Raw genomic sequence first — 13,473 nt, 5'->3', positions numbered from 1 at the left:
GCGCCGGGCGGGAGTCAGGCGAAGCGCCAGCGGGTCTGGCCGTACGGGTCGCCCTTGGCGAAGCCGAAGGCCGTGCGGGGGGCCACCGCGAAGACCTCCGCACGGCCGCCGGCGCCGTTGGAGAACATGCCGTCGGTGACGCCGAAGTGCCAGTCGCTGCCGTACTTCGTCTCCCAGGCCTCGGCCAGCGCGATCAGGCGTTTCTCGTCCGTCACCCGGGCGGCCCGGCCCTCGACCACCACGTCGAAGCCCTCCTCGAGCGTGTTGGCGCCGGTGGTCAGGACCACCTCCGGATTGGCGGCCAGATTCTGTGCCTTGCGCTCCGTTGCGCCCGTGCAGAAGTGCAGGGCGCCCTCCGACCAGACCCCGATCAGCGGGGTGACGTGAGGGCGGCCGTCCGGGCGGACCGTCGAGAGCCAGTACAGCTCGGCGTCCGTCAGGAGGGCGACCGCTTCGGGCCACGGGCGGGCGGTGGCGTTCTCGCCGCTGTACCGGGAGTCCAGGGCGGTGTCCGGGGTGGCGTTCTCGTCCGGCATGACGGGCCTCCTGAGAGCTTTCGGCGTGATCGTTCCGTTCATCGTGCCTGCGAAGTACGGACTCCGCTCCGGCTCCGAATTCATCGGTGCACAGCTAGGCTCGGAGAGCGGACACGTGTGGGTCCGCGGGCAGGAGAACACGGGATGACGACGGTGCCTGGGCGCAGGAGCAGCAACTTCACCCGACTGCTGCGGCACGGTTTCACCGATCCGTCCGCCGCCGAACGGCTCCTGGAACTGCCCGAGCTCTCTTCCGTACGGTCCGATCCCGTCCTCTTCGACGCGCTCGGTGCCACGGCCGACCCGGATCTGGCCCTGCACAGCCTCGTCCGGCTCGTGGAGGCGGAGGAGGCCGACGAACGGCAGGTGCTGCTGGACACGCTCGTCACCGCCAAGCCGCTGCGGGACCGGCTCCTCGGCGTTCTCGGCGCCTCCGAGGCCCTCGGGGACCACCTGGCCCGGTACCCCCGCGACTGGCAGGTGCTCGTCACGTACGAGGCCACCGATCTGCACCCCGGCGTCGCTGAATTCGAACGCATGCTCGCCGATGCCGTCGACCCGGACTCGTTGCGGGTCGCCTACCGCCGTTCCCTGCTGTCGATCGCTGCCCGCGATGTGTGCGGCACCACCGACCTCGCCCAGGTCGCCGCCGAGCTGGCCGACCTGGCGACGGCCACCTTGCGCGCCGCGCTCGCCATCGCCCGTACCGCCGCCCCCGCCGACGCCGCCCGGTGCCGGCTCGCCGTCATCGCGATGGGCAAGTGCGGAGGGCACGAGCTGAACTACGTCTCCGACGTCGATGTGATCTTCGTGGGGGAGCCGGTGGACGGAGAGGAGGAGAACGGGGCCATGCAGGCCGCCACCCGCCTCGCCGCCCACATGATGCGGATCTGCGCCGACACCACCGTCGAAGGCACCATCTGGCCGGTCGACGCCAATCTCCGCCCCGAGGGCCGCAACGGGCCGCTGGTGCGGACCCTGAGCTCGCACCTCGCCTACTACCAGCGCTGGGCCAAGACCTGGGAGTTCCAGGCCCTGCTGAAGGCCCGGCCGGTCGCCGGTGACCCCGCGCTCGGCACGGAGTACGTCGAGGCCGTGTCGCCGCTGGTGTGGCAGGCCGCCGACCGGGAGAACTTCGTCGGCGACGTACAGAAGATGCGCCGCCGCGTCGTCGACAACATCCCCGTCGACCGCGTCGACCGCGAGCTCAAGCTCGGGCCCGGCGGGCTGCGGGACGTCGAGTTCGCCGTCCAGCTGCTCCAGCTGGTCCACGGGCGCAGCGACGCCACCCTGCACGCCGGCTCCACCCTGGCCGCCCTGCGGGCGCTCGCCGACGGCGGATACGTGGGGCGGGCGGACGCGGCGCAGCTGGACGAGGCGTACCGCTTCCTGCGCGCCATGGAACACCGCATCCAGCTCTACCGGCTGCGCCGCACGCACCTGGTCCCCGAGGACGAATCGGACCTGCGGCGGCTCGGACGCTCCCTCGGGCTGCGTACGGACCCCGTCGCCGAGCTCAACAAGGCGTGGCGGCGGCATGCCTCGGTGGTGCGGCGCCTGCACGAGAAGATCTTCTACCGGCCCCTGCTGGACGCCGTCGCCCAGCTGGCGCCCGGCGAGACCAGGCTCAGCGCGAAGGCCGCCATCGTCCGGCTGGAGGCCCTCGGATACGCCGATCCGGCGGCTGCGCTGCGGCATCTGGAGACCCTGTCCTCCGGGGTGTCCCGCAAGGCCGCCATCCAGCGCACGCTGCTGCCGGTCCTGCTCGGCTGGTTCGCGGACTCCGCCGATCCGGACGCGGGGCTCCTCGGCTTCCGGCAGGTGTCCGACGCGCTCGGCAAGACCCCCTGGTACCTGCGGCTCCTGCGGGACGAAGGCGCGGCGGCGGAGAACCTCGCCCGGGTCCTGTCGGCCGGCCGTCTCGCCCCCGACCTGCTGATGCGGGCCCCGGAGGCCGTCGCCATCCTCGGCGACCCGGAGGGGCTGAAGCCGCGTACCCGGGAGCACCTGGAACAGGAGGTGCTTGCCGCGGTGGGCCGTGCGGCGGGCGCCGAGGCGGCCGTCGCGGTGGCGCGCGGGGTGCGGCGGCGGGAGCTCTTCCGTACGACGGCCGCCGACCTGATCGGCTCGTACGGCACCGAGGAGAACCCCGCGGAACAGGACCCGGGCGCGCTCGTCGACCGGGTCGGACCCGCGGTCACCGATCTGAACGCCGCCACGATCTCGGGGGCCCTGCGTGCCGCCGTACGCGAGCAGTGGGGCGACACCCTGCCGACCCGGTTCGCGGTCATCGGCATGGGCCGCTTCGGCGGGCACGAGCTGAGCTACGGCTCCGACGCGGACGTCCTGTTCGTGCACGCCCCGCGCGAGGGCGTGAGCGACGAGGAGGCCGCCCGGGCCGCGAACACCGTCATCACGGAGATGCGCAGGCTGCTGCAGCTGCCGACCGCCGACCCGCCGCTGATCATCGACGCCGACCTGCGTCCCGAGGGCAAGAGCGGACCGCTGGTCCGCACGCTGAAGTCGTACGAGGTCTACTACCGTCGCTGGTCGCTGGTCTGGGAGAGCCAGGCACTCCTGCGCGCCGAGCCGATGGCGGGGGACGAGGAGCTGGGGCGCGCGTTCGTCGAGCTGGTCGATCCCCTGCGCTATCCCGCGGAGGGGCTGGGCGAGGACGCCGTCCGGGAGATCCGGCGGCTCAAGGCGCGCATGGAGTCCGAACGGATACCGCGGGGCTCCGACCCGACGCTCCACACCAAGCTGGGCCGGGGCGGGCTGAGCGACGTCGAGTGGACGGTGCAGCTGCTGCAGATGCAGCACGGCTGGGCGGAGCCGGGACTGCGGACGACGCGTACCCGCGAGGCACTGGCCGCGGCGTGTGCGGCGGAGCTGATCCCGGTGGAGGAGGCGCAGACGCTGGACGAGGCGTGGGTGCTGGCCACACGGGTGCGCAACGCGGTGATGCTGGTACGGGGGCGGCCGGGCGACACGTTCCCCTCGAACCCCCGGGAGCTGACGGCGGTGGGGCGGTACCTGGGGTACGAGCCGGGGCACGTCGGGGACATGCTGGAGGACTACCGGCGGATCACGCGGCGGGCGCGGGCGGTGGTGGAGGAGCGGTTCTACGGGGCGGGGTGAGGTGGGGGCGGTGCCGCTGCGCGGGGCCTTTCCCCCGCCCGCCCCTTCCCGATCCCGGGGCTCCGCCCCGCGCCCCGGTTCTCGATCGCCGGGCGGGCCGGGCGGGCTCGGGGTGGGGCAGATCGAGGAAGGGGTCAGCCGGAGTTCCGCGGGGCCGAGTGGGCCGGGCTCGGCTGGGTGGACGGGTGCGGCGCGTCGGTACGGGTACGGGTGCGGCGTGCCAGGACCGGCAGCAGCGAGCGCACGCGCCCACGGCCCCCCGCGGTCGCCGGCCGCCGCGGCAGCCGGTGCGGCAGCCGCCCGTACCAGGCGTACGAGATCGCGTAGCCGAACGTCAGGCAGGCCATGCCGCCCACCGCGTCCAGCCAGAAGTGGTTCGCGGTCGCCACGATCACGACCAGCGTCGCCACCGGGTAGAGCAGGCCCAGGATCCGCGCCCACGGGGCCGTCGCCAGGGCGCAGATGGTCAGACCGCACCACAGCGACCACCCGATGTGCATCGAAGGCATCGCAGCGTACTGGTTCGACATGTGCTTGAAGTTGCCCGAAGCCATCGAACCCCAGGTCTGGTGCAGCATCACCGTGTCGATGAAGCCCCCGCCGCTCATCAGGCGCGGGGGTGCCAGCGGGAAGAGGTAGTAGCCGAGCAGGGCGACGGCCGTCGTCGAGAAGAGGATCAGCCGGGACGCCGCGTAGCGGCCGGGATGACGGCGGAAGAGCCAGATCAGCACACCGATGGTCACGACGAAGTGCAGCGTCGCGTAGTAGTAGTTCATCGACACGATCAGCCATGTCACCGAATTGACGGCCCGGTTGACCGTCTCCTCGAAGGCGAGCCCCACCGTGTGCTCGAGCGACCAGATCCAGTCGGCGTTGCGCAGGGCCGCGGCCTGCTGCTCGGGTACGGCGTTGCGCACCAGCGAGTAGAGCCAGTAACTGACCGCGATCAGCAGGATCTCGAACCAGAGACGAGGGCGGCGCGGGGACCGCAGCGAGCGCAGGGACCACGATCGCGTCCGGCCGACGACCTGTGTCGAGCCGGTGGCCGCCGCCTCCGCCACGATGGGTGACGGGTTGGCCGCCATGCGGTCTTCCTGTGTGGTCACGTGCGAATCACCCATAGGCGCAGAGTCTGCCAGATACGTCTCCCTCCGCCCGATGATCCTCCGGTCGGGTTCCGGTCGCACATTCTGCACCTTAACGACGAGGGTGGGTTCCTGAGTCGGGGCCGGGCCCCGAAGCCGTCGAGCCGCGTACGACCAGCTCAGGCATGAAGACGAACTCGCTGTGCGGGGCGGGCGTACCGCCGATCTCCTCCAGCAGCGTGCGCACCGCGGCCTGACCCATCGCTGTCACGGGCTGACGGATCGTGGTCAGCGGCGGATCGGTGAACGCTATGAGGGGCGAGTCGTCGTAGCCGACCACCGAGAGGTCGCGCGGTACTTCCAGCGACATCCGGCGGGCGGCCCTGATCGCGCCGAGCGCCATCATGTCGCTCGCGCACACCACCGCGGTGCAGCCCCGCTCCATCAGCGCCGAGGCGGCGGCCTGGCCGCCCTCCAGCGTGTACAGAGAGTGCTGGATCAGCTCCTCCACCGCTTCCGCGGTGAGGCCGAGCTGTTCCCGCATCGTGGCGTGAAATCCCTCGATCTTGCGCAGTACGGGGACGAAGCGCTTCGGGCCGACCGCGAGGCCGATGCGCTGATGCCCCAGTGACACCAGGTGCGTGACCGCGAGCCGCATCGCGGCACGGTCGTCGGGGGAGATGAACGGCGCCTGCACCTTGGGCGAGAAGCCGTTGACCAGGACGAAGGGAACACCCTGGGCCCGCAGTTGTTCGTAGCGCTGCATATCGGCCGAGGTGTCGGCGTGCAGACCGGAGACGAAGATGATGCCCGAGACGCCGCGGTCGACGAGCATCTCGGTGAGCTCGTCCTCGGTGGAGCCGCCGGGCGTCTGGGTCGCCAGCACCGGTGTGTAGCCCTGCCGGGTCAGCGCCTGGCCGATCACCTGGGCCAGTGCCGGGAAGATCGGGTTCTCCAGCTCGGGCGTGATCAGGCCGACGAGGCCCGCGCTGCGCCTGCGCAGCCGGACGGGGCGTTCGTACCCGAGGACGTCGAGCGCCGCGAGGACGGATTCGCGGGTGGTCGCAGCAACACCGGGCTTGCCGTTCAGTACGCGGCTGACCGTAGCTTCGCTGACCCCCGCCTGAGTTGCGATATCGGCAAGCCGTGCGGTCATGAGGGGACTGTACCGGGCGCGTGTCGTATTGCCCACCATGCGCAGGATTCGTGCGGCCGGGCCCGGCAGCACGGGTCGGCCGGTCCCTTGGCAGCAACATCTTGCAAGGCCTTGCGGTCGCCGCCGACTGCTCGCGGTCCGATCGTCGTACCGCGCGGATACGGGCCCTGGCCTGGTGTGGGCAGGGATACGAGGCTCCCGTCAAGAGTCTTGACGGCAACCTTGCGGACACGCCAATGTAACGATCGCCGGAGCTTGCAGAAATCTTCCGCAAAGTCTTTCGGTCGTCTTTCATCCTTGTTACGTTCACGTCGACCCGGCGCCGCGACGGAGCGGTACGGCAGTTGAAGGAGTTCAGATGCGACGTGGCATAACGGCCACCGCCCTGGTCGCGGCCCTGGCGCTTGCGGCAACCGCCTGCGGCAGTGACGACGAGACCGGCGGCAGCAAGAGCTCGGGCGAGCTCTCCGGCACGGTGACCTGGTGGGACACCTCGACGGTCGGCAGTGAGGACAAGGTCTTCAAGAAGCTTGCCGAGGGTTTCGAGAAGAAGCACCCGAAGGTCGACGTCAAGTACGTCAACGTGCCCTTCGGTGAGGCGCAGAACAAGTTCAAGAACGCGGCGCAGGCCGGCGCCGGTGCTCCCGACGTCATCCGCTCCGAGGTCGCCTGGACCCCCGAGTTCGCCGACCTCGGCTACCTCGCCCCGCTGGACGGCACCAGCGCGCTGAAGAACGAGAAGGACTTCCTCGAGCAGGCCGCCGCGTCGACCAAGTACAAGGACAAGACGTACGCGGTCCCGCAGGTCATCGACTCCATGGGCATCTTCTACAACAAGAAGATCTTCGCGGAGGCCGGTGTCGAGGTCCCGTCGAGCATCGCGGACCTCAAGACCGTCTCCAAGACGATCAAGGAGAAGACCGGCAAGACCGGCCTCTACCTGCGCGGCGACGACGCGTACTGGTTCCTCTCCTTCCTGTACGGCGAGGGCGGCGACCTGGTCGACGCCTCCACCAAGTCCGTCACGGTGGACAAGCCCGAGGGTGTCAAGGCGTTCAAGACCGTCAAGGACCTCGTCGACTCCGGTGCCGCGAAGACCGACGCCACCGACGGCTGGGAGAACATGCAGTCGTCGTTCAAGGACGGCAAGGTCGCGATGATGATCAACGGCCCGTGGGCCGTCGCCGACACGCTGACCGGCAAGGAGTTCGCCGACAAGGCCAACCTGGGCATCGCCCCGGTGCCGGCCGGCTCGGCCTCCCAGGGCGCCCCGCAGGGCGGCCACAACCTCGCCGTCTACGCGGGCTCCAAGAACCTCGACGCCTCCTACGCCTTCGTCGAGTACATGACCTCGGTGGAGACCCAGGCGCAGACCGCCGGTGAGCTGAACCTGCTCCCGACCCGCACCTCCGCGTACGCCAAGCAGGAGGCCGTGGACAGCGAGATCGTCGGCTTCTTCAAGCCGGTCGTCGAGACCGCCGTCGAGCGCCCGTGGATCCCGGAGACCGGCAGCCTCTTCGCGCCGCTCGTCACCGAGTACACCAAGGTCCTCACCGGCCAGACCACGCCGGAGAAGGCCGCGTCCACGACCGGCGACTCCTACCGCAAGCTCCTCAAGGGCTGGAAGTAACTCAGGAAGGCAGGCCGACTGATGGCTGTCCACACCAGCCAGTCGGTGGCGAAGGCCGCGGGCGACACTGTCGCCCGCGGCCGGAGCCGCGGTACTGGTAACCCCCCGCCACCGAGCAGGCTCCGGCGGGCCATGTCGGTCCACTGGTACGCCTGGACCATGGTCGCGCCCGTCGTGATCGTCATCGGCGTGATCATCGGGTATCCGCTGGGCCGCGGCATCTGGCTGTCGCTGACCGACGCGAACGAGCGCAACGTCGCACGGTCCATCGGTGTCAACGAACTGCCCGCCACCTACAAGTTCGTGGGCGTGGACAACTACGTCGACGCGCTGACGGGTACCCAGTTCCTCGGCACGCTCGGCTGGACGCTGGTGTGGACGGTCTCCTGCGTAGGCATCACCTTCTGCCTCGGCATGGGCCTCGCCAACATCCTCAACCGCCGTATCGCGGGCCGCTCCGCCTACCGCATGGCCCTGATCCTGCCCTGGGCCATCCCCGGCTTCGTCTCCGTCTTCGCCTGGCGCTTCCTCTACAACGAGGACCGCGGGCTGCTCAACAAGATCCTCGGCGGCGGCGGCATCGACGGCATCCCGTGGCTCAACGACCCCACCTGGGCCAAGTTCTCCGTCATCGCCGTCAACGTCTGGCTCGGCGTGCCCTTCATGATGGTCGCCCTGCTCGGCGGACTGCAGTCCATACCCTCGGAGCAGTACGAGGCGGCCGAGATGGACGGCGCCACCGCCTGGCAGCGCTTCCGGCACATCACGCTCCCCGGGCTGCGCCCGGTGTCCACCACGGTGATCCTGCTCTCCACCATCTGGACCTTCAACATGTTCCCGGTGATCTTCCTGCTGACCCGCGGCGGACCCGGTGAAGCCACCCAGATCCTGGTCACCCAGGCCTACAAATTCTCCTTCGAGATCAGCCCGCGCGACTTCGCGCAGTCCTCCACCTGGGGCGTGCTGATCCTCGTACTCCTGATGCTCTTCGCCATGGTGTACCGGCGAGTGCTCCGCACGCAGGGAGACAACTGGTGACCACTCTCACGGAAACCTCCGCCCGGCACGCCGCCCGCAAGCCCAGGCAGCGCGGCGACCGCTCCCCGGCCGCGTCCGTGGCCCTCCACGTCACCCTGATCGTCGCGTCCGTGATCGCGGTCTTCCCGGTGCTGTGGGTCCTGCTGACCTCGCTGAAGCCCGCCAAGTTCGCCACGACGACGGACTTCTTCAAAGAGACGACCTTCGAGAACTACACGAACCTGATCAAGGACACCGAGTTCCTGAGCTGGTTCGGCAACTCCGTGGTCGTCGCGGGGCTCTCCACCGTCATCGGTGTCTTCGTCTCCGCCACCACCGGCTACGCCGTCAGCCGCTTCCGCTTCCCCGGCAAGCGCGGGCTGATGTGGACGCTGCTGATCACCCAGATGTTCCCGGTCGCCGTCCTGATCGTGCCGATCTACAACATCATGGCGGGCATCGGTCTGCTCAACCAGCCGGCCGGACTCGTCATCACCTACCTCACCATCTCGGTGCCGTTCTGCGCCTGGATGATGAAGGGCTTCTTCGACACGATCCCGCACGAGATCGACGAGTCGGGGCAGGTCGACGGCCTCACCCCGTTCGGCACGTTCTGGCGGCTGATCCTGCCGCTCGCCAAGCCCGGCCTCGCCGTCACCGCCTTCTACTCCTTCATCACCGCCTGGGGCGAAGTGGCGTACGCCTCCGCCTTCATGGTCGGCGACGAGAACCTCACACTCGCGGGCGGACTGCAGAAGTTCGTCAACCAGTACGGAGCCCAGTGGGGTCCGATGACCGCCGCGTCCGTCCTCATCGCGATCCCCGCGGCACTGGTCTTCCTCTTCGCGCAGAAGCACCTGGTCACCGGAATGTCCGCCGGAGCCGTCAAGGGCTGACGCCCAGGGCACGTACGACCGAACGCACCCCGTCACGGCGGCGCCGGATCCCCGACCCGGTCCCGGCGCCGCTCCCCACCCAGACACCCCAGGGACGACATGACCCAGCACCTCGCTGCCCCCTCCACCGGCACGTCCGACGACGCCCCGGGCAACCGCACCGGCTGGTGGCAGGACGCGGTGATCTACCAGGTCTATCCACGGAGCTTCGCCGACGGCAACGGCGACGGCATGGGCGATCTCGCGGGCATCACCGCACGGCTCCCGTACCTCAGGGACCTCGGTGTCGACGCCGTCTGGCTCAGCCCCTTCTACGCGTCGCCGCAGGCCGACGCGGGCTACGACGTCGCCGACTACCGGGCCATCGACCCGATGTTCGGCTCGCTCCTGGACGCCGACGCGCTGATCCGCGAGGCCCACGGCCTGGACCTGCGCATCATCGTCGACCTGGTGCCCAACCACTCGTCCGACCAGCACGAGTGGTTCAAGCGTGCCATCGCCGAGGGCCCCGGCTCCGCCCTGCGTGAGCGCTACCACTTCCGGGCCGGCAAGGGCGCCGACGGCGAACTCCCGCCCAACGACTGGGAGTCCATCTTCGGCGGCCCGGCCTGGACCCGGACCACCGACCCGGACGGCACCCCCGGCGAGTGGTACCTGCACCTCTTCGCGCCCGAGCAGCCCGACTTCAACTGGGAACACCCGGCCGTCGCCGACGAGTTCCGCTCGATCCTGCGCTTCTGGCTCGACATGGGCGTCGACGGCTTCCGCGTCGACGTCGCCCACGGCCTCGTCAAGGCCGAGGGACTGCCCGACCTCGGCACGCACGATCAGCTGAAACTGCTGGGCAACGATGTCATGCCGTTCTTCGACCAGGACGGTGTGCACGAGATCTACCGCAGCTGGCGCACCATCCTCGACGAGTACCCCGGCGAGCGGATCGCCGTCGCCGAGGCATGGACCCCCACCGTCGAGCGCACCGCCAACTACGTGCGCCCCGACGAGATGCACCAGGCCTTCAACTTCCAGTACCTGTCGACCGCCTGGGACGCCGCGGAACTGCGCAAGGTCATCGACTCCTCGCTCGACGCGATGCGTCCGGTGGGCGCCCCCACCACCTGGGTGCTCTCCAACCACGACGTCACCCGGCACACCACCCGCTTCGCCAACCCGCCGGGCCTGGGCACCCAGATCCGTACGCCCGGTGACCGCGAGCTCGGTCTGCGCAGGGCCCGCGCCGCGACGCTGCTGATGCTGGCGCTGCCCGGCTCCGCGTACGTCTACCAGGGCGAGGAGCTCGGCCTGCCGGACGTCACCGACCTGCCCGACGAGGCGCGCCAGGACCCGTCGTTCTTCCGCGCGGAGGGGCAGGACGGCTTCCGCGACGGGTGCCGGGTGCCGATCCCGTGGACCCGCGAGGGCAGCTCGTACGGCTTCGGCGGCGGCAGCAGCTGGCTGCCGCAGCCCGCCGGCTGGGGCGAGCTCTCCGTCGAGGCGCAGACCGGTGCGGAGGGCTCCACGCTGGAGCTGTACCGCGCCGCGATCGGCGCCCGCCGCGAGCACCCCGGGCTCGGCGCCGGCACGGACGTGGACTGGCTGGACGCGCCCGAGGGCGTGCTCGCGCTGGGCCGCTCCGGCTTCGTCTGCACGGTCAACACCACGGGCGCCCCGGTACGGCTGACGGCGCCCGGCACGCTGCTGCTCGCCAGCGCCCCGGTCACCGTCGACGGCGACACGGTGGAGCTGCCCGCGGACACCACGGTGTGGTGGACGGTGTGACCGTCCCCGCACCCAGGACCGGACCGGCGCTGCGGCTCTCCGACATCGCCGGTCAGGCCGCGGTCAGCGAGGCGACCGTCAGCAGGGTGCTCAACGGGAAGCCGGGCGTCGCGGACACCACGCGTCAGCGGGTGCTCGCGGCCCTCGACATCCTCGGCTACGAACGCCCCGTACGGCTGCGGCAGCGCAGCGCCGGGCTGATCGGACTGGTGACGCCCGAGCTCACCAACCCGATCTTCCCGGCGTTCGCGCAGTCCGTGGAGCAGGTCCTCGCCGGGCACGGCTACACACCCGTGCTCTGCACCCAACTGCCCGGCGGCGCCACCGAGGACGAGCTGGTCGAACAGCTCGTCGAGCGTGGCGTCGGCGGGATCGTCTTCCTCTCCGGGCTGCACGCCGACACGTCGGCGGACCCGGCACGGTACGCCGCGCTCAGTGACCGCGGCGTGCCGTTCGTCCTGATCAACGGCTACAACGAGCGCATCAGCGCCCCGTTCGTCTCGCCCGACGACACGGCCGCCGTACGGATGGCCGTCGGGCATCTCGCCGAACTCGGGCACCGGAAGGTCGGTCTGGCGATCGGGCCGCAGCGCTATGTGCCCTCCCGGCGCAAGCGCGACGGTTTCGTCGACGCGGCCGTCTCCGTGCTGGGCATGGACCGGAGCGAGGCCGAACTCATGGTGTGCTCGACGCTGTTCAGCGTCGAGGGCGGCCAGGTCGCGGCGGGCGCCCTGCTCGACCGCGGCTGCACCGGCATCGTCTGCGGCAGCGACCTGATGGCACTGGGCGTGGTCCGGGCGGCCCGGGGGAGGGGACTGGACGTCCCGCGCGACGTCTCCGTCGTCGGCTTCGACGACTCGCAGCTGATCGCGTTCACCGACCCGCCGCTGACCACGGTGCGCCAGCCGGTACAGGCGATGGCTGCCGCGGCCGTGGGGGCACTGCTGGAGGAGATCGCCGGAAGTCCCGTGCAGCGCACGGAGTACGTGTTCCAGCCGGAGCTCGTGGTGCGCGGGTCCACCGCGGCGGTGCGGGTCGCCTGAACGAGCGTGGAGCGGGGCCGGGTCCGGAGGGGGGACCCGGCCTTTCGCGTACCCGGCCTTTCGCGTACATGGCCGGAGCGCCGGTTCAGCCCGGCAGCGCGTCCTCGAGTCCCCGGGCTCGCCCGCTCGTACCGTGAGACCGGAAGCGGGCCCACCTCCGAGTTGCGCAGGCGACCGGTAACGTAGGGTTCTTCGGCCGGTGCGACCGCCCGGAGTCACAGAGGCGACAGCCCATGACCCCTGCTGACCGGACACCGGCACGGCTCCGACTCGAGGCCGCGCTCGACGGTCTCGCCACCACCTTCCGTGGGATGACGGCCGTCCCGGACGAGGACAACTGCGCGTGCCACTGGGGCAGCGCCGAGGAACTCGCCCAGCTCAAGACGCCCGATGTGGAACTCGACCCGGACCTGCTGCGCCGCACATGGCAGGCGAGCGACTGGCGTGATCACGGGGCGGTGCTGCGTCGCATCCTGCCCCAGTTCGCGGCACTTCTCGTCGGTGGCCAGGTGCCGCTCTTCGACATGGTGGACGCCGGCCGGTCCTTCGGGCGCGGCGACTGGCGGCAGTGGCCTGCCGATCAGGCTTCTTCCGTCCTGGAGTTCCTGCACGCGTGGTGGTCCGACAGCCTCACGGCGCCCGATGCCGCCGTACCGGCGTACGAGCTCTTCGCGCTGTGTGCCGAGGCTTCGGGCACGGTGACTCCCTGGCTCGCGGTGTGGGCCACGACGCACCGTCCCGCGGCCGACCGGCGCCTGGTGGAGGCTGTGGAACTGTGGGAGTTGCACCTGCTCTGCGACAGACTCCCGTGGCATGCCTGGGAGCATGAGAAAAGGAAGCTGAGCGAGCTAAGTGCCTGGCTGATCCGGCACGCCCCCGCGCGTCTCGTCTCCCAGGGCGCCTCGGAAGAGCTGCACCACGTGATACGGCTGCTCGGCCTCACCGAACCCGCCCGCTGGGAGGACCCGTACTGGCCCTGTTGAGCGGCTCGTCCGGCGGACGGGGCCGTACAGCACAGGAGAGGTCCGGAAGTCGGCCCGGGATGGGCCGGCGGGGAGTGGAGCGACTCCGGACCTCTCTGTGCTGTGACCGGCCCGGCCGGCCGGGCGCGTGGGGCCCGGCGTACCGGGTCCCCCGGCCGACCGGGCCGGAGTCGGGATGAATTTAACAGCCCCGCAATATCTTGCGAAAGACCT

10 protein-coding genes are annotated in these 13,473 nt (G+C 70.5%); 7 read left to right on the top strand and 3 right to left on the bottom strand.

All coding sequences use genetic code 11. The features are described from left to right. Positions 1 to 14 precede the first annotated feature (14 nt). The gene (locus tag ACFQ6X_RS00345) at positions 15 to 536 is read right to left on the bottom strand and encodes a pyridoxamine 5'-phosphate oxidase family protein (RefSeq protein WP_383173589.1); all 522 of its coding nucleotides are present in this window, start codon (positions 534 to 536) and stop codon (positions 15 to 17) included. 144 nt (positions 537 to 680) lie between these two features. Between ACFQ6X_RS00345 and ACFQ6X_RS00340 the strand changes: the two genes are divergently transcribed. Next, entirely contained in the window at positions 681 to 3,674 is a 2,994-nt protein-coding gene (locus tag ACFQ6X_RS00340; protein WP_383173587.1) for a bifunctional [glutamine synthetase] adenylyltransferase/[glutamine synthetase]-adenylyl-L-tyrosine phosphorylase, read from the top strand. A gap of 134 nt (positions 3,675 to 3,808) precedes the next feature. Here ACFQ6X_RS00340 and ACFQ6X_RS00335 read toward each other — a convergent pair whose 3' ends face one another. Together ACFQ6X_RS00335 and ACFQ6X_RS00330 are read right to left on the bottom strand one after the other, a co-directional pair. Beyond that, on the bottom strand, positions 3,809 to 4,795 hold the full coding sequence (locus tag ACFQ6X_RS00335) for a phosphatase PAP2 family protein (protein ID WP_383173584.1): 987 nt from the start codon (positions 4,793 to 4,795) through the stop codon (positions 3,809 to 3,811). A 76-nt stretch (positions 4,796 to 4,871) separates the two neighbouring features. Further along, a complete protein-coding gene (locus ACFQ6X_RS00330; RefSeq protein ID WP_383173581.1) occupies positions 4,872 to 5,915 on the bottom strand; it encodes a LacI family DNA-binding transcriptional regulator in 1,044 nt (347 codons plus the stop codon). Between the two features lie 358 nt (positions 5,916 to 6,273). Here ACFQ6X_RS00330 and ACFQ6X_RS00325 point away from each other — a divergent pair, with 358 nt between their 5' ends. The 6 genes from ACFQ6X_RS00325 (at position 6,274) to ACFQ6X_RS00300 (ending at position 13,260) form a co-directional block, all read left to right on the top strand. Next, on the top strand, positions 6,274 to 7,545 hold the full coding sequence (locus tag ACFQ6X_RS00325; protein WP_383173578.1) for an extracellular solute-binding protein: 1,272 nt from the start codon (positions 6,274 to 6,276) through the stop codon (positions 7,543 to 7,545). Positions 7,546 to 7,566: 21 nt separating this feature from the next. Then, positions 7,567 to 8,583, top strand: coding sequence for a sugar ABC transporter permease (locus ACFQ6X_RS00320; protein ID WP_329211756.1), 1,017 nt, complete (start codon positions 7,567 to 7,569; stop codon positions 8,581 to 8,583). Then, positions 8,580 to 9,458 carry a sugar ABC transporter permease gene (locus ACFQ6X_RS00315; RefSeq protein WP_383173574.1) on the top strand — a complete coding sequence of 293 codons (879 nt, stop codon included), beginning with the start codon at positions 8,580 to 8,582 and terminating at the stop codon, positions 9,456 to 9,458. The genes ACFQ6X_RS00320 and ACFQ6X_RS00315 overlap by 4 nt, the downstream gene beginning before the upstream one ends. Positions 9,459 to 9,557: 99 nt before the next feature. Beyond that, a complete protein-coding gene (locus ACFQ6X_RS00310; protein WP_383173571.1) occupies positions 9,558 to 11,234 on the top strand; it encodes a glycoside hydrolase family 13 protein in 1,677 nt (558 codons plus the stop codon). Next, on the top strand, positions 11,219 to 12,277 hold the full coding sequence (locus ACFQ6X_RS00305) for a LacI family DNA-binding transcriptional regulator (RefSeq protein ID WP_383173568.1): 1,059 nt from the start codon (positions 11,219 to 11,221) through the stop codon (positions 12,275 to 12,277). Before ACFQ6X_RS00310 ends, ACFQ6X_RS00305 begins: the two co-directional genes overlap by 16 nt. Positions 12,278 to 12,510: 233 nt before the next feature. Then, a complete protein-coding gene (locus ACFQ6X_RS00300) occupies positions 12,511 to 13,260 on the top strand; it encodes a hypothetical protein (RefSeq protein ID WP_383173565.1) in 750 nt (249 codons plus the stop codon). Positions 13,261 to 13,473 lie beyond the last annotated feature (213 nt).

Origin of the sequence: Streptomyces sp. NPDC056452, from assembly GCF_042796085.1 — a bacterium.
Taxonomy (GTDB): domain Bacteria; phylum Actinomycetota; class Actinomycetes; order Streptomycetales; family Streptomycetaceae; genus Streptomyces.
The sequence above is the reverse complement of the archived record's forward strand: the minus strand, read 5'-3'. Positions and strand labels throughout refer to the sequence as shown.